Below are 15,753 nucleotides of genomic sequence, written 5' to 3'. Positions count from 1 at the left end.
GCCCGCATGACCAGCCTCGCCGACCTTCGCGAAGAATATGAGTTCCTCGACGCCGACGACCGCTATCGCCTGTTGATCGATCTGGGCCGCGCGCTCGAGCCGATGCCCGACCCCCTCAAGACCGACGCCACGCTCGTCCGCGGCTGCTCGGCCTCGGTATGGGTCTATCCCACCCGCAAGGACGACGGCGCGCTCCACTTCCTCGCCGATTCGAATGCCGCGATCACCAAGGGCATCATCGCATTGGTGCTGCTCACGGTGCAGGACCGCAGCCCCGCGGAGATTCTCGCCACCGATATCGAAGCGGCGCTCGCCCCGTTCGACCTGCGCAACCAGCTCAGCTCGAACCGCACTCAAGGCATCCCCAACATGATCGCGCTGATCCGCGAGACCGCGACAAGGTACGCGGGCTAATCTCCCCGCCACCCCGGCCTTGTGCCGGGGTCCACCAAGCCGCACGGGCCGAGCCAGGCCGCTTGCCTTTCCGTTGCTTCCCGGTGGACCCCGGCACAAGGCCGGGGTGACGATATCAATCGTTCAACCCAAGGTCCCCGGCCACCGCATCGAGGTTCGCCCCTGCGGGCACCAGCAGCCACTCCCGCGCCTGCGCCCCGTTGACCACCGTCACCGCCCCGCGCGGGCACACCCCGAGGCACTTGACCTCGACGATTCCCGCCGCGCCCTTGCGGCCCTTCTTCAGTCCGAGATGTTTCCGAAGCGCCTTGGCCAGCGGCGTCCTGCCCCTCGGTCCGAATCCGCCGTCGAGCTTCCTGGAGCATTTCGAGCAGACCAGAACCGCGTTCGACCAGTTCGAGCGAATGCCAGCCTTCAATCGGGCTTCCACGTCCGGCGTTCTTCGGCGGCCTTGAGCACTTCATATGCCGCCTGGATCGCCTGAAAGCGCTTCGCCGCCTCGGCGTCGCCGGGCTTGACGTCGGGATGGTTCGATTTGGCCAGCCGCCGCCACGCCATCCGCACCGCCTCGAAATCCGCATCGACCTCGAGATCGAGCACCTCCAGCGCGCGGATCTCGTCGCGCGAGCGGCTGCCGTCGCCGGGCCCGGCCCAGCTATTGTGCTTCGATTCGGCGAAGCCGCCCGCGTCGCGCCGTTCCTCGGCCTCGCGCGCCGCGGCTTCCTCGGCGGTCAGCCCCTCGAAATAATTCCAGTTGCGGTTGTACTCGCCGGCATGCGTCTCGCAGAAATACCAGCGTTCGGGGCTGTTGGGCGATTTCGGCGCAGGCCGGTCGCCGGGTTCGTCGCAGCCGTGGCGGTCGCACAGCCGCACCTTCACCGCCTCGCGCTCGGCGCCATATTCGCGCCAGCGGGGGAAGCCCCAGTCGGAGGATCGTGTCGCGCGTGCCATCGAGGGGCAGATAGGGTGGCTGCCGGGCAAAGGCCACCCTTGGAAACAACTTCGTGCTCCTGCGAAAGCAGGAGCCCAGGGTCGCGGGCGATACGCTCGAACCCTGGGCTCCGGCTTTCGCAGGAGCGCTGATGCCAGAGGGTCTATAAGCCGGGTTCTGTCCTCGCGCCCCAAGGAGACCCTCGGCGCGCGATGTGCGACCATTCCTCTAGGCGACGGATTGCTCCGCCGCTCAAGCAACCAACCCGGGCGACGGGCCGGAACCAGGCCCATATGCCGCCCCTATTCGGTCTTGCTCCCGGTGGGGTTTGCCGTGCCGCTTCCGTTGCCGGTCGCGCGGTGCGCTCTTGCCGCACCCTTTCACCCTTGCCCCTGGTTCCGGAGAACCGGTGGGCGGTCTGCTCTCTGTGGCACTTTCCCTGAGCCGGCAAGCCGGCCCGCCGGGCGTTACCCGGCACCGTGGTTCCGTGGAGCCCGGACTTTCCTCGGCGATGCTTGCGCATCGACGCGGCCGCCCGACCCTCTGGCCCGACCGCTCTAGCGCCACCTGCGCGGCGCGCAAGGCCTATGCCGCGTCGGGCTCCGGCGGCGCCCCGGACTCCTCTGCCGCGATCTCGGCCTGCTTCACCGCCGTTCCCCACGCCTGTACCGCGATCAGCGTCTGGGTCGAAAGCGGCCCGCGCCCGATCGCGATCCGGCGATAGTCCGAGCCGACCTCGATCACGCCGTCGGCGCCGTTCACCCGCGCGCTGCGGTCGAGCAACGCCGTCGCCTCGGCCACGGTCGGCGTGTTCACCGCCGGAACTTCCTTGTCGTCCTCGTCGACCTTGATCACGCCGCTGAGCCGCACCTGCACCGGGCCCATGCGGGCCATTCCGCTACCGTTTAGCATTCGTTCTGCCTCCGACCGTGCACGGTAGAAGCCTCGGCGCTGCCATGGAATTGCCGGAAACGGTGAATCCGCCGCATACCTTCTTTTTCGTGCAGCTATCTCAATCGTCGCCCTGCGGCTTGGGCAGCAGCAGTGCCAGCAGGATGCAGCGGCACTCCATGTCGATCTCGCCGTCGATCAGTTCGGGGCGGAAGCGCCGCTGGAACGCCGTCACCGCCGCCTCGCCGTCGCGCACGTCATAGCCGAACCGTTCGAGCGCGAGCATGAAGCCGGCGTCGGGCCAGCCCGGATCAACCAGATTCTTGGTCGGCCGCGGCAGCGCGAGCCGCAGTCGCGCCAGCGCATGCCAGTTGAACAATTCGCCCGGATCCTGCTTGCGCGCCGGCGCGACGTCCGAATGCCCGACGACATTGCCGCGGGTGATGCCATGGCGCTCCTTGATCTCGGCGACCAGGGGAATCAGGGCGCTCATCTGGGCGTCGGGAAAGGGACGATAGCCGAATTCGTGCCCCGGATTGACGATCTCGATTCCGATCGACGCCGAATTGACGTCGGTCACCCCGCGCCAGTGCGAGCGCCCGGCGTGCCACGCGCGATGCCGCTCGTCGACCAGTCGCAGGATCGTGCCGTCCTCGTCGACCAGATAGTGCGCCGAGACCTTTGCCTCGGGATCGCGCAGCCGGTCGATCGCCGCCTGCCCGCTCTCCATGCCGGTATAATGGAGCACGAGCATCGACACCGGCAACTCGCGCGCGTCGAAATTGGGCGACGGCATGTCGGTGATCGTCAGGTCGCTGGTCATCGCCGACGACGTTACGAGCGCGAACCGGTCCCGGGCAAGAGCCCGATCAGCCGAAAGCGGCGTGCTTGACCGGCACCGTCTCGACCGCGCGGTAGAAGCCGCGATACTGGTCACAGGGCCGGAAGCGGTCGGTCAGCCCGATCACCGTCTCGCCCGCGCCGAGCACGAGCAGCCCGCCCGGGCGGATCGCCGCGGCGAGGATCTCGAAAACGTCGCGGCGCACGTCCTGCGAGAAATAGAGCATCACGTTGCGACACAATACGACGTCGAATTTGCCCGGCGGCGGCGCGTCGGCGGTCAGGTTGTGCTGGCGGAACTGGATACGGCGTAGCAGTTCGGGCTTGGCCGCCCAATCGCCCCCGGCGCTGTCGAACCATGTCATCATCCGCCGGACCGGAAGCCCGCGCTGGATCTCGAATTGCGAAAAATGGCCGGCGCGCGCGCGGGTCAGCGCGGCGGGCGACACGTCGGTCGCGACGATCTCGGGCGCGCTCGCGCCTTCGCCCATGCCGCGCTCGTCGAACAGCATCGCGAGGCTCAGCGGCTCCTGCCCGGTCGAGCAGCCCGACGACCAGATGCGGGTTTTCCGGCCGCCCAGCTCGGCCTGCATCGCCTTGGTGGCATCGGCGATCATGTCGAGCACCGCCGCATCGCGGAAGAAGCTCGTCTCCTGGTTCAACAGCGCATCCACGACCTGATCCCCTAAATCCCCTGTCCGCGTCGCGACGAGCTGGGCGACCAGCTGATCGAGCGATGCGAGTCCCTTTTCGCGCAGCAGCGGCTTGAGCGCCGTCTCGATGCGCCACGCCCGGTTCGCGGCGATCTGTTGCCCGGTGCGCTGCTCGAGCAGCGCCGAGATGATGTTCATCGCGCTCGACGAAGCCGCCGGCGTGGTTCCCGGGAAGTGCATCATGCCCTCCCCTGCCATGCGACCAGCCGGCCGATCTCGTCGGGCGGCAAGATCGCGCTCGCATGGCCCGCATTGGCCACCGCGCCGGGCATCCCCCAGATCGTCGAGCTCTCGCGGTCCTGCACGAGGATGCGTGCACCGGCCTCGACGAGATGCCGCGCGCCCTCGGCGCCGTCGCGTCCCATCCCGCTCAGCACGACGCCGAGCGCGCGCTTGCCGAACACGTCGGCGATCGATTCGAACATCGGATCGACCGAGGGCATGCAGCCGCTCAACGAGCGCTCGTCGCTCAGCCGGACCGCCCAGCCATCGGACATCTTGACCACGCGCATATGCGCGTCGCCCGGCGCGACGATGATCCGGCCGGGCCGCACGCGCATGCGATCGCTCGCGACTTCGCACGGCCGCCCGCCGAGCACTGCGAGCTGCGCGGCGAAATAGCCCATGAACGAAATCGGCAGATGCTGGGTGACGAGGATCGGGATCTGGAAGCTGGCCGGGATCGCGCGGAGGAACTGGCTCAGCGCGTGGATGCCCCCGGTCGAGGCGCCGACCGCGACGATGTCGAAGTCGTGCGGCGCAGCAACCGGTCCGGCGCTGGGCTTCGCATGCGGCAACGGCTCGGCATGGCCGTCCATCAGCCGCGACAGCCGCTCCTCGAGCACTTCGGCGAAGCGCCCGCCGAAGGTGCCGATCCCGGGCTTCACCAGCGTATCGGCCGCGCCGAGCGCGAGTGCCTGAACGGTTACGGCGGCGCCTTCGTCGGCGGAAGAGGAAACGATCAGCACCTTGGCACCCTTGCCGGCGGCAATCACGTCGGGCAGCGCGGTCAGCCCGTCGATCCCCGGCATGTCGATGTCGAGCAGGACGATGTCGACATGATGGGTATCGAGATAATCGAGCGCCCCGCGCACGTCGCCCAGCGCCGCCGCGACGCGGAAGCGCCGCGTGCCGTCCACCATCCGGCCGAGCACCGATCGCGCGACGACCGAATCGTCGACGATCAGCACCTGTGCCGGAGGCACGGTCCCACGCGAATCCGGGAGGATGGAACTGAGTGCGACGGCCATTTCCGGCTCTCGGCGCTCAGGCGACGCCGACGATCTGCAGCTTGCTCTCGAGCGTCTCGCGATCGAACGGCTTCATGACATATTCGTCGGCACCCGCCTCGATCGCGGCGCGGATATAGGCCATGCCGTTCTCGGTGGTGCAGAACACCACTTTGGGGCGCTGGGGCAGCCCCGAATCCTTGAGCGCGCGCAGGAAATCCATCCCGCTCATCACCGGCATGTTCCAGTCGAGCAGGATCACGTCGGGCGCGGCCGCCATGCACGAATCGAGCGCCTCACGGCCGTCGCCGGCCTCGCGCACTTCAAAATCGAGCGTCTCGAGGATGTGCCGCGCGACCTTGCGGATCACCTTGGAGTCGTCGACGACAAGACAAGTCTTCATGTTTCCCTGTTCCCCGATAGGCAGGCGTCTGTTTCATCATAGTGCGGCAGAGATGTGAGGACCGGGTTAACCGGCCAAATTCAGTTGAGCGCCGCCGAATAGCCCGGCACCAGCGCGGCCAGATCAATCGCGAGGATCGGCTCGCCGTCGCGTTCGACGATCCCGCGTCCCGCGCGCTGCCACGCGCTGCCCAGCGCGACGCCGCCGGCCAGCGGCAGCAACTCGAACGGCGCGACGTCGTCGAGCGCGTCGACCAGCAGCGCGTAGTGATGGCCGTCGACATGGGTGATCACCGCACGTCGCGCCTCGCGTGAGCTGTCGAGACCCAATGCAGTGTGGGTGTCGACCACGGTCACCACCCGGCTGCGCAACGCCGCCAGTCCGCGGACGTGCTGCGAGGCGAGCGGCACTTGCGTGACCTCGCCGATATCGACCACCGATTCGACCTGGTCCGAATCGATCGCGACCGCGCGGCCGGCGAGCTGGGCGATGAGATAGAGATGTGTCATCAGCGGCCTTTCCCGGCCATGCGGGCCTCGAGCGCGGAGAGCAGCCCCGCACGGTCGTAACGATAGACGCTGTCGTCGCCAGCACCCGCCGCGGCGCGGCGGCTGCGCAGCCGTACCACCGGCGCCTTCGGAGCGAGTTCGACGGGCACCTCGTCGGCAGAAAGCACCACTGCCGGCGTTTCGCCCGGCGAAAGCTGGGTGGCGACACGGTAGCCCGCCGTCTCGAGCAACGGCCGCACGAACGAGGCCATCCAGCCGTCCTTGTCGCCGGCGATCAGGCAGAGCGGCGCATGTTCCTCGCTCTCGCGATCGGCATGCTCGTCGAACACCCACAGGATATCGAGCAGTTCGACTTGCTCGTCGTCGATCAATGCGACGCCGGCGATCGGCCCCGGCGCATGCGCGGGCACCAGCTCTTCGGGAAGCGTGATGATGTCGAGCGCCTCGTCGATCGCATAGCTGACTTCGTTGGCGCCGTCCTTGAGCCGCAGCACGTTGAGCCGGTCGCGTCCGGCGATCTCGCCCTGCGCGGCGAGCGGCAGGATGCGCCCGTCGATGGTCACCCGGTGGCGGCCGGCGGCGAAGCGCACGCTTTCGCCCTCGACCTGCTCGACCCGGTCGACCGCCGCCAGCGGCACCGCGCGGCGCGCGCCGTCGAGGTCGATGAACAGCAAGGCCGGGATGCCCGCATCCGCTTCGGCCACCTCGTCCTCGTCCTCGACCCGGTCGTCGTCGCGGCCGAAATCGAGCCCGGCGACATGGGCGATCCCGGCGCAGTCGAGCAGCAGCATCGGCAGCCCCGAATCGGGCAGGGTCTGGCCGGCATAGACTCCGGTCGACATCACTGCCGGCGATGCCGGCTTGATCACCAGTTCCTCGTTATCGAGCACCATGTCGGCGGCGAGCGCGTAGCTGCCTTCGCCGATATTGACGATCGAGATCATCCGGGGCCCGCTATGCGCCGCGCGGGTCAGCCCGAGCACTTCGCACAGGTTGAGCAACGGCATCCGCCGGCCGCGCACGCTCAGCACCTGCGCGCCGCCGATCGTGTCGATCCGGATCGCCTCGCCATGATCGGTGACGATCTCCTCTATCGCCTGACGCGAGATCGCGAAACGCTGTCCGCCCGCGCCGACGACGATCGCGGAGATGATCGACAGGGTCAGCGGCACGTGAATGGCGAGCTTGAGCCCCTTGCCGGGTGTGCTGTCGAGGTCGACGCGCCCGCCGATCTGCTCGATCGAGGCGCGGACGATGTCCATTCCCACGCCGCGACCCGAGACCTCGCTGACCACGTCCTTGCTCGACAGGCCGGGCTCGAACACCAGATCGAGCTTCGCCCGCTCGGGCAGCGCCCGCAGCTTCGCCTCGTCGCGGCCATTGGCGACGAGCTTGCGGATCAGCTTCTCGCTGTCGATCCCGCGCCCGTCGTCGCTGATCTCGATGATGATCTGGTTGCCCGACTGGCGCGCCGAGACGGTCAGCCGGCCATTTTCGCGCTTTCCCGCGGCGCGGCGCTCGACCGGCGATTCGACGCCGTGGTCGATCGAATTGCGGATGATGTGGACCAAGGGATCGCGCATCATCTCGATCATCTCGCGGTCGAGCTCGACGTCCGATCCCTCGACCTGGAGCAGAACCGATTTGCCCAGCCCCGCCGCAGTATCGCGCACCATTCGCGGCAAAGCCGAGAACAATGCATCGATCTTCTGCATCCGGGTGCGGGTCACCGTGTCGCGCATCTCGCCGACGGTGAGCGACAGCCGCTCGAGCGCCGCCTCGATCGTCGGATCGATATCGCCGCCGCGCAGCCGCCGCGCCAGTTCGTTGCGCGCCAGCACCATGTCGGACATTCCCGACATCATCCGATCGAGCAGATCGACGTTCAGCCGCACGCTGCGCGCCGGCGCGCGCTGCAGACCTGGCAGGTTCGCCTGCACGACTTCCTCGGCGCCTTCCGCCAATGCGCCGATCAGCAATTCGTCGCCCTGGTCGGGCAGGCTGGTCCCCGAATCGATCGCCTCGACCAGTTCGCCGATCCGGTCGACGATCGCCAGCACCGAATTGACCAGCGCCCGATCCGGCCGGCGCACGCCTTCGCGGACCTGCGCGAGCACGTCCTCGGCGGCGTGGCTGAGCCGGCCGAGGCGCGGCAGATCGAGAAAGCCGCAGCTGCCTTTGACGGTGTGCACGAAGCGGAAGATCGCATCGAGCCGCGCGCGATCCTCGGGATGCGCTTCCCACGCGACGATCTCGCCCGAAAGCGCTTCGAGCGTCTCGCGCGTCTCGGCGATGAATTCCTGAATCAGGTCGTCCATGGGGCCCCGGAGCAAATTTGCCGGGTCACCTTGGGCTAGCGGTGGTTAAGGCCGGGTTAGTAGCCTGTCAGCCGACCCGGAAGCTCGCCCCGAACAGCAGCACGTCCGAATCCGGCGGCGAGACCTGCAGCGTGCCGCCGCCCTGCGCGACCAGCGCGTGCGCGAGGAACGCCGCCGCCGCGCGCGGGGTGACCGGCATGTCGTCCTGCCCGCCCGCCAATGCGCCGCGCAACTCGGAATCGAGCACGATCCGAGGCCCGTCGGCGCGCACGACGATCTCGATCGAGCCGTCGATGATCTCGGCGCCGATGTCGAGCTGGCCGCCGCGAATCAGCGCGTCGCCGCCGATCAGGGCGAGGTTGAGCAGCACCTTGATCGCGTGCTTGGGCAGCACCGGATCCTCGACCATCCAGCCGATCTTGACCCGGTGATTGTCGCCGAACAGCCCCTCGAGCGCCGCCTGGGCCTCGCGCGTGTCGACGGTCTCGCCGAAACCGCCCGCCGCGCCGAACGCCAGCCGGAAGAATTTCAGCTTGTTGGCGCTCGCCTTGGCGCTCTCGCTGAGCAGCTCGAGGCAGCGCGCGCGCATCTCGGGGTCATGCTCGTCGGCGAGCAGTTCCAGCCCGTTGTTGAGCGCGCCCACCGGGCTCAGCAAATCGTGGCAGAGCCTCGAACATAAAAGGCTCGCGAAATCGGTCGGGCTGATGTTCAACGATGTGGCTCCGGTTTACCCCAAGCCTCTTTGGCGCAGCCGCGAAGCCGCTGCAAGCTGCGCCCTCTCCCGCAGCTAGACGACGCGTCGGCCCGAGAAGAGCTGGATAAGCCCGACGATGATCGCGATCACCAGCAGGATGTGGATCAGTCCGCTGCCGACATGGAAGGCGAAGCCCAGCAGCCACAGGATGATCAGGATGACGGCGATGGTCCAGAGCATCGAAAGCACTCCCTTTTCGTTATGAAGGGCAAACGTGGCACGGAGCCGAAACGTTCCGCGCGATCGCGTTGGAAGCCGCACGAAGCGGCCGAACGTGGATTCTGCACGCAAGGCGGCCGATGCGGGGCAACGGCTCTGGTCTCCGGCGCGCGCGCCCGGCATCATCGGCCCCGTCTGCCACAGGATCGGAATATTCGATGCGACATGCGTTGACCGCTCTATCCCTCGTCGTGATGGCTTCGGCGGCCCCTGCATCGGCGCAGGATTTCTCGAGCATCGCCAGCCAATATACGGATTTCGGCGCGTCGATGATGGCGGTCGGCCAGATGAACAATGTCATCGGCAATACGGTGCGCAGCCGGAGCCCCGACCGCGCCGTCCGTGCACCCCGCCCCGTCCCCCCGCGCGCCGCCGTCATCGGCACCGGCTATCGCGCGTCGCCCGCGATCTCGAAGCGCGTCCGCACCCGGTTCGCCGATTTCGTCGCCCGCGCCGACCCGCCCAACGCCGATCGCCTGCGCAATTTCGTCGCGCAGAACGACTTGCTCGGCGCTTGGGCGAAGCACGTCGCGGTCGACGGCCTGCAGCGCGGCGACGTCGCCGATGCGATGACCGCTTATTGGGTGCAGAACTGGCAGATCGCCAATAAGGTGCCCTTCGCCAGCCGCGCCCAGGTTCAGGCCGTCCGCACCCAAATCGCCGCTGCGCTCGGCACCAGCCCCGCCTTTGCGCAGCTCGGCGATGCCGCGCGGCAGGAAATGGCCGAAACCTTCATGCTCAATTTCGTCGCGCAAGGTTCGGCCTTTTCGGACGCGATGACGCGGCGCGACGCCGGCGCGACCAGCCGCCTGTCCGACGCGGCCGCCGCGCGCTTCCGCAAGGATATGAATCTCGACCTGCGCCGGCTCCGCTTGACCGAGGCCGGCCTCGCCGGCTGATTCGGCGGGGGGCGCGACAAGAGGCGGGGATTGTCGTCCCCGCCTCCCTTCGTCGGACCTCAGCCGAATTCGTAGATCGTCACCAGACCTGCGCCACCCGCGCCGCCCGGCCGGGCGGGCGCACCGCCGATCGAGCTCGCACCGCCGCCGCCCGCGCCGGGAGCGAGCCCCGCGAGGCCGGGGCCGTTGCCGCCGCCTGCGCCGCTGCCGCCATAATAAGAGTTCCCGCCATTGCCGCCGAGCACGACATATTGCGACAGGACGAACCCCGACGTGCCCGCTCCGCCCGAGGCGGCGATGAGATTGGCCCCGGTCGGAAGCGCATTGCCCGGCGAGCCCCCGACAATGGCCGGCGCCGTGTAGGCGGGGGCGGAAAGGCCGGCGATGCCGCCCGGCGCCGAGACGAGCGTACCGAAGCCCGAGGCAGCGCCGGGATTGCCCGGATTGGCGCCGCTCGCCGGTGCCGCACCGCCGCTGCCGACGGTCACCGCCACACCGGCAAAGCCGCTCGTGAACCGCGCACGCGCGAACGATCCCGCGCTGCCGCCGGCGCCGACCGCGCCTTGCGATCCCCCCGGCGCGGCACATCCGCCGCCACTGGCGCCGCCGCCGATGAGTTCGACGATCACCCCCGTCGTCCCCGGCGTCGGGGTATAGGTTCCGCTCGCGGTGAAGCGCTGCACCGTCATCGCCGTGGCCTGCGCCTGGGCCAGCCCGGAAAAGTCGCGCTCATCCGTGATTCGATCGTTGGTGATCGCAGTGACATCGGGAGTCAGCCGCACCTGCGCGACCGGCGCGAACCCGGCTTCCAGCGCCGGGGGCACCGGCGTCGGATCTTCCGCGCCGGGCAGCACCGAGGCGACGCCGCTGGCAAGGCTGATCACGATGCGATCGATCCGCGGATCGGTCACCGGCGGCGTAAAATCGTCCACCAATTGGGCATCGGTTTCGATCAGGGTGCCGCCCACCATCAGGTGACCGGGATCGACCACCACCGCCAATGACAGCGGGTCGCTCGAATGCGGCGCGAAGATCGCGGCAATCCGTGCGAGCACGGACAGGTCGCCGTCCACGGCGTTCGAAGGAAGAATGAATTTTGATACGGACACGTCGGTCTCCTCGACAGATACGCTGTTCGTTCCGCTCCAGCAGCGGAACAAAGCAAGAACTGAAGGTCGAAATCCTATTTGTCCATTCAAAGAATATCGTTATCTTATAATGGCTTGCCATCTATGCGCTACGCAACGCTTCGGTCGATCCACGCTCATCCGCAAGCCGCCGCCCGACCCAGCAAAAAGGCGCGCTCACGGGCATTCTGACTGAGTCCGGCAGCCGCTTCGAACTGCGGTTTCGCCTCGGCGAGCCGGCCGGCGCGGAACAGGAAATCGCCCCGCGCCGCAGGCAAGGGCGCATAATTGCGCAACGCCGCCGCCTCGGCGATTTCGTCGACCAGCCTCAGCCCCACTTCGGGGCCATACGCCATGCTGTGCGCCACTGCGCGATTGAGATCGATCACCGGTGAGGGCGCGACTGCCCGCAACCGATCATAGAGCGCCGCGATCCGGCGCCAGTCGGTTTCCTCGATGCTGCGGGCGCGGGCGTGGCACGCGGCCAACGCCGCCTGCAGCACATATACCCCGTCCGCCCCGCCCAGCGCCTCGGCACGCGCCAGTCCGGTCAGGCCGCGGCGGATCAGCAATTGATCCCAGCGCGCGCGATTCTGTTCGGTGAGCGGCACCGCAGCGCCATCGGGGCCGGTGCGCGCCGCCAGCCGCGACGCCTGGAGCTCCATCAAGGCGAGCAGCCCGAGCAGTTCGGGTTCGGCAGGCATCCGTGCCGCGAGCATCCGTCCGAGCCGCTGCGCCTCGGCGCACAGCGAAGGCCGAATCAGATCCTCGCCCGCAGTCGCGGCATAGCCTTCGTTGAAGATCAGGTAGAGCACCTCGAGCACCGAGGCGAGCCGCACGCCGAGTTCGGCGCCGTGCGGCACTTCGAATGCAAGCCCGGCATTCCCGATCGCCTTTTTAGCACGCACGATGCGCTGGGCGATCGTCGCTGCGTTCGACAGGAAGGCGCGCGCAATCTCCTCGGTGGTCAGCCCGGCGATCAGCCGGAGCGTCAGCGCCGCGCGTGCCTCGGCGGAGAGCAGGGGATGGCACGCCGTGAAGATCAGCCCGAGCAATTCGTCGCCGATATCGTCGTCCATGGCCGCCTCGATCTCCGCCATCGCGGTGTCGCTCGCTTCCTCGCTCTCGCGCGCCATCGCTTCATGGTTGCGTGCCAGCATCTTGTCGCGGCGAATGCCGTCGATGGCGCGACGCTTCGCCGCCGCCATCAGCCACGCGCCGGGCTTGTCGGGGATCCCCAATTTCGGCCATTCGCCGAGCGCGATCAGCAGTGCGTCCTGCGCCAGCTCCTCGGCCCGGTCCATGTCGCGAACCATCCGCGCGAGGCTCGCGATGAGCTGCGCGCGTTCGATCCGGAACACTGCCTCTATCGCCCGATGGGCCTCCGCTTCTGCCGCCGCCATGCCGCCTCCCCGGGCTTCCTGCCCGAAAGAGGCGGACGGCGGACACCGTCAGCGGCCGCTCAGCTTCTCGCGGGTCCGGTCGTGGAGTTCGACGACCGCCTCGGGCAGGTTCTCGCCAAAATCGGCCATCTCGTAAAGCGGGCGGATCTCGATCTCACTGGGTCCGGGCATCGGGTTGGGGCAACGCTTCACCCACGCGACCGCCTCGTCCATGTCCTTGACTTCCCACAGCCAATAGCCGGCGACCAGCTCGCGGGTCTCGGCGAACGGGCCGTCGATCACGGTGCGGCCGGGGCCGTCGAACGCGATGCGCTTGCCTTCGGACGAGGGCTTGAGGCCGTCGCCGGCCAGCATGATCCCGGCATTGACCAGTTCCTCGTTATATTTGCCCATCGCCTCGAACAGTTCGTTCATCTCGGCGGACTCCTTCAGGCCCTGCTCGCTGTCCTCGGTCGCCTTCACAAAAACCATCACGCGCATCGATCGTCTCCTGTCCTCGAGCGGAACCCGTTCCGGCTCGTACCCTGACGACGAACCAGCTTCGCGAGATTCGACAGCCTGGGAAAATTATTTTTTTGAAGCCCACGATCGTCCGGCCCCGACAGATCCCCCTCCCTGCAAGGGAGGGGTCAGGGTGGGGAGCGTCGGCGGGGCTAGATGCCCTGCCGGACGCTTCGGTGCCAGGCGAAGTGTCTTGAGGCGCGCAGCCCCAACCCCCAGCACCTCTCTGCAACCAGGGAGAGGAGCAGATTACTCGACAATCTCCACCGCATCGAACCGCCCATGCACCGCCCCCGCTTCGACCGCGCGCCACAAGGTCGCCGCCTCCCCCGCAACGATCAGCCACAGCCTGCCATCCGGCGCCGCCATCGCCGCGTCGGTCGCCGATGGCGTCGCATCGCCGCCCGGATGCGAATGCCAATATCCGACGATGTTGGGACCGCCTGCCCGCTCCGCCCGCAGCGCGGCGAACAGGGCCGCCGGGTCGATCTCGAACCGCAGCTCGGGATCTTCGGCCACATTCTCAACCGCTTGCATCGCAGTGATCGCGTGCGCCGTTCCGAACAGCAATCCGCACGCCTCGCGCGGCGCGCAATCGGCGGAAATCTGCCGCGTACCGATCAGTACAGATCTTGAAACCCGCGTCGCCATTCCCATCTAGGCGTACAGAATGGAACGGGGGGTTACTACACTCGAAGCGCGGATTGCCGATGCCGCGGATGGCTGGCGGCTCGACCGTGCGCTTGCCGATGCGATTCCCACGCTTTCGCGCGAGCGGCTCAAGGCGCTGATCGCGAGCGGTGCGGTGACCGGACCCGACGGCCTGGCCCGCGATCCGGCGAAGAAGGCGCCGGGCGGCGCATTGTTCAGCATCGCGGTCCCCGATCCCACGCCCGCGCACAACGAAGCGCAGGACATCGCGCTCGAGGTCGTGTTCGAGGACGAGTATCTGATCGTGATCGACAAGCCCGCCGGGCTCGTCGTTCATCCCGCCGCAGGCAATCTCGACGGCACGCTCGTCAACGCCTTGCTCCACCATTGCGCGGGGCAGCTCTCGGGGATTGGTGGCGTCGCCCGGCCGGGGATCGTCCACCGGATCGACAAGGATACTTCGGGGCTGATGGTCGCCGCCAAGACCGATCGTGCGCATGAGGGGCTGGCGCGCCAGTTCAAGGCGCACAGCATCGATCGGCGCTACAAGGCGATCGTCGCCGGCACGGTCAAGGCAGGCGAAGGTACCATCGACGCACGGCTCGGACGTTCGTCGACCAATCGCAAGAAGATGGCGATCGTCCGCGAAGGTCAGGGCAAGCACGCGATCACGCATTGGCGACAAATTCGACGACTTCGGGAGGCGTCGCTGGTCGAATGCCGGCTCGAAACCGGACGCACGCATCAGGTCCGCGTCCATATGGCTTCGATCGGTCATCCGTTGCTCGGAGACCCGGTCTATGGTAGCACGCGGGCGACGCATCGTGCACTTTTGGCAACGCTGGATTTCCGGCGACAGGCCTTGCATGCGGCTCATCTGGGGTTCATTCACCCCGTGAAAAGCCACGCTTTGGCATTCGATAGCGAAATGCCTGCGGATATGCAGGAACTGTTCAATAAGCTCATCGTATGATTTTCGTGGCGCAACCCATGCGGTATTGCGCCCAGTGAAGGGAGATTGATCATGGCAAATGGCAGCAACGTCCCCGCGACGATTCCTGCGCTCGGCGGAGAGGCGAGCCTCAACCGCTATCTGTCCGAGATCAAGAAGTTTCCGATCCTCGCGCCCGAGCAGGAATATATGCTCGCCAAGCGCTTCGAGGAGCATGGCGACGCCGATGCGGCGGCGCAGCTGGTCACGTCGCACCTGCGACTCGTGGCCAAGATCGCCATGGGCTATCGCGGCTACGGCCTGCCCGTCTCCGAGCTGATCTCGGAAGGCAATATCGGCCTGATGCAGGGCGTGAAGAAGTTCGAGGCCGATCGCGGCTTCCGCCTGGCGACCTATGCGATGTGGTGGATCCGCGCGTCGATCCAGGAATTCATCCTGCGCTCGTGGAGCCTCGTGAAGATGGGCACCACCGCGGCGCAGAAGAAATTGTTCTTCAACCTGCGCCGGATGAAGGCCAAGCTCGACGCGTTCGAGGATGGCGACCTCTCGCCCGAGCATCTCGCCAAGATCGCCACCGATCTCGGCGTGACCGAGGAAGAGGTCACGTCGATGAACCGCCGCATGGCGATGGGCGGAGATACCTCGCTCAACGTGCCGATGCGCGAGGACGGCGAGGGCCAGTGGCAGGATTGGCTGCAGGACGACAGCCAGCTTCAGGACGAGGCGGTCGCCGAGGCGCAGGAGGCGGACGTCCGCCACGAGATGCTCGTCGATGCGATGGACGATCTCAACGAACGCGAGAAGCACATCCTCACCGAGCGTCGTCTGACCGACGATCCCAAGACGCTCGAGGAGCTCTCGCAGGTCTATGGCGTCAGCCGTGAACGCGTCCGCCAGATCGAGGTCCGCGCCTTCGAGAAGCTGCAAAAGGCGATGATGCGGCTCGCCGGCGAGAAGCGGCTGCTCGCGGCCTATTGACGACGAAGCGGTTGCGTTGCG

The 15,753-nt window shown here is 67.5% G+C and carries 18 protein-coding genes, 1 other RNA gene and 1 pseudogene; 4 read left to right on the top strand and 16 right to left on the bottom strand.

The genetic code is table 11. The features are described from left to right. Positions 1–6: 6 nt before the first annotated feature. On the top strand, positions 7–414 hold the full coding sequence (locus tag Q9Q95_RS03665; protein ID WP_306093942.1) for a SufE family protein: 408 nt from the start codon (positions 7–9) through the stop codon (positions 412–414). A gap of 115 nt (positions 415–529) precedes the next feature. Here Q9Q95_RS03665 and Q9Q95_RS03660 read toward each other — a convergent pair whose 3' ends face one another. The 12 genes from Q9Q95_RS03660 to Q9Q95_RS03605 all read right to left on the bottom strand — a co-directional run bounded on the left by Q9Q95_RS03660 (position 530) and on the right by Q9Q95_RS03605 (position 9,182). Beyond that, on the bottom strand, positions 530–832 hold the full coding sequence (locus tag Q9Q95_RS03660; RefSeq protein ID WP_306093940.1) for a (2Fe-2S) ferredoxin domain-containing protein: 303 nt from the start codon (positions 830–832) through the stop codon (positions 530–532). Next, positions 829–1,365 (bottom strand): J domain-containing protein, encoded by a 537-nt coding sequence (locus Q9Q95_RS03655; RefSeq protein WP_306093939.1) that lies wholly within the window; start codon positions 1,363–1,365, stop codon positions 829–831. The genes Q9Q95_RS03660 and Q9Q95_RS03655 overlap by 4 nt, the downstream gene beginning before the upstream one ends. Positions 1,366–1,495: 130 nt before the next feature. Beyond that, an RNA gene (rnpB, locus tag Q9Q95_RS03650) (RNase P RNA component class A) lies at positions 1,496–1,892 on the bottom strand. Positions 1,893–1,930: 38 nt separating this feature from the next. Beyond that, positions 1,931–2,239 carry a hypothetical protein gene (locus tag Q9Q95_RS03645; RefSeq protein ID WP_306093936.1) on the bottom strand — a complete coding sequence of 103 codons (309 nt, stop codon included), beginning with the start codon at positions 2,237–2,239 and terminating at the stop codon, positions 1,931–1,933. A 118-nt stretch (positions 2,240–2,357) separates the two neighbouring features. Beyond that, on the bottom strand, positions 2,358–3,059 hold the full coding sequence (locus Q9Q95_RS03640) for an N-acetylmuramoyl-L-alanine amidase (protein WP_306093935.1): 702 nt from the start codon (positions 3,057–3,059) through the stop codon (positions 2,358–2,360). Between the two features lie 46 nt (positions 3,060–3,105). Next, positions 3,106–3,972, bottom strand: a complete 867-nt coding sequence (locus Q9Q95_RS03635; RefSeq protein ID WP_306093933.1) for a protein-glutamate O-methyltransferase CheR — start codon at positions 3,970–3,972, stop codon at positions 3,106–3,108. After that, entirely contained in the window at positions 3,969–5,039 is a 1,071-nt protein-coding gene (locus tag Q9Q95_RS03630) for a chemotaxis protein CheB (RefSeq protein ID WP_306093931.1), read from the bottom strand. Before Q9Q95_RS03630 ends, Q9Q95_RS03635 begins: the two co-directional genes overlap by 4 nt. Before the next feature lie 16 nt (positions 5,040–5,055). After that, a complete protein-coding gene (locus Q9Q95_RS03625; protein WP_306093930.1) occupies positions 5,056–5,421 on the bottom strand; it encodes a response regulator in 366 nt (121 codons plus the stop codon). Between the two features lie 80 nt (positions 5,422–5,501). Further along, a complete protein-coding gene (locus tag Q9Q95_RS03620) occupies positions 5,502–5,930 on the bottom strand; it encodes a chemotaxis protein CheW (protein ID WP_306093929.1) in 429 nt (142 codons plus the stop codon). After that, positions 5,930–8,248, bottom strand: a complete 2,319-nt coding sequence (locus Q9Q95_RS03615; RefSeq protein WP_306093927.1) for a chemotaxis protein CheA — start codon at positions 8,246–8,248, stop codon at positions 5,930–5,932. Before Q9Q95_RS03615 ends, Q9Q95_RS03620 begins: the two co-directional genes overlap by 1 nt. Before the next feature lie 67 nt (positions 8,249–8,315). Beyond that, entirely contained in the window at positions 8,316–8,960 is a 645-nt protein-coding gene (locus Q9Q95_RS03610; protein ID WP_306093924.1) for a histidine phosphotransferase family protein, read from the bottom strand. 75 nt (positions 8,961–9,035) lie between these two features. After that, a complete protein-coding gene (locus tag Q9Q95_RS03605) occupies positions 9,036–9,182 on the bottom strand; it encodes a lmo0937 family membrane protein (protein ID WP_306093922.1) in 147 nt (48 codons plus the stop codon). Positions 9,183–9,379: 197 nt separating this feature from the next. On the opposite strand from Q9Q95_RS03605, the gene Q9Q95_RS03600 reads away from it, so the two are divergent. Continuing rightward, entirely contained in the window at positions 9,380–10,120 is a 741-nt protein-coding gene (locus Q9Q95_RS03600) for a DUF6683 family protein (protein ID WP_306093919.1), read from the top strand. 59 nt (positions 10,121–10,179) lie between these two features. Here Q9Q95_RS03600 and Q9Q95_RS03595 read toward each other — a convergent pair whose 3' ends face one another. From Q9Q95_RS03595 to Q9Q95_RS03580, 4 genes and pseudogenes are all read right to left on the bottom strand, one after another. After that, positions 10,180–11,229: a hypothetical protein gene (locus tag Q9Q95_RS03595; protein WP_306093917.1), complete on the bottom strand. Its 1,050-nt coding sequence runs from the start codon at positions 11,227–11,229 to the stop codon at positions 10,180–10,182. Positions 11,230–11,384: 155 nt separating this feature from the next. Then, the gene (locus tag Q9Q95_RS03590) at positions 11,385–12,650 is read right to left on the bottom strand and encodes an RNA polymerase sigma factor (protein ID WP_306093916.1); all 1,266 of its coding nucleotides are present in this window, start codon (positions 12,648–12,650) and stop codon (positions 11,385–11,387) included. Positions 12,651–12,770: 120 nt separating this feature from the next. After that, positions 12,771–13,130, bottom strand: a pseudogene (locus tag Q9Q95_RS03585) (YciI family protein); the annotation flags it as partial. A 270-nt stretch (positions 13,131–13,400) separates the two neighbouring features. Next, on the bottom strand, positions 13,401–13,802 hold the full coding sequence (locus Q9Q95_RS03580; RefSeq protein WP_306093913.1) for a M67 family metallopeptidase: 402 nt from the start codon (positions 13,800–13,802) through the stop codon (positions 13,401–13,403). Between the two features lie 19 nt (positions 13,803–13,821). Here Q9Q95_RS03580 and Q9Q95_RS03575 point away from each other — a divergent pair, with 19 nt between their 5' ends. Together Q9Q95_RS03575 and rpoH are read left to right on the top strand one after the other, a co-directional pair. Continuing rightward, entirely contained in the window at positions 13,822–14,775 is a 954-nt protein-coding gene (locus Q9Q95_RS03575; protein ID WP_306093911.1) for an RluA family pseudouridine synthase, read from the top strand. Positions 14,776–14,826: 51 nt separating this feature from the next. Then, entirely contained in the window at positions 14,827–15,732 is a 906-nt protein-coding gene (gene rpoH / locus Q9Q95_RS03570; RefSeq protein WP_306093909.1) for an RNA polymerase sigma factor RpoH, read from the top strand. The last annotated feature ends 21 nt before the right edge of the window (positions 15,733–15,753 follow it).

The sequence above is a fragment of the Sphingomonas sp. DG1-23 genome (genome assembly GCF_030730875.1).
GTDB lineage: Bacteria > Pseudomonadota > Alphaproteobacteria > Sphingomonadales > Sphingomonadaceae > Sphingomonas.
Note: the sequence above shows the minus strand (reverse complement) of the source record. Positions and strands in the feature narration are given on the sequence as shown.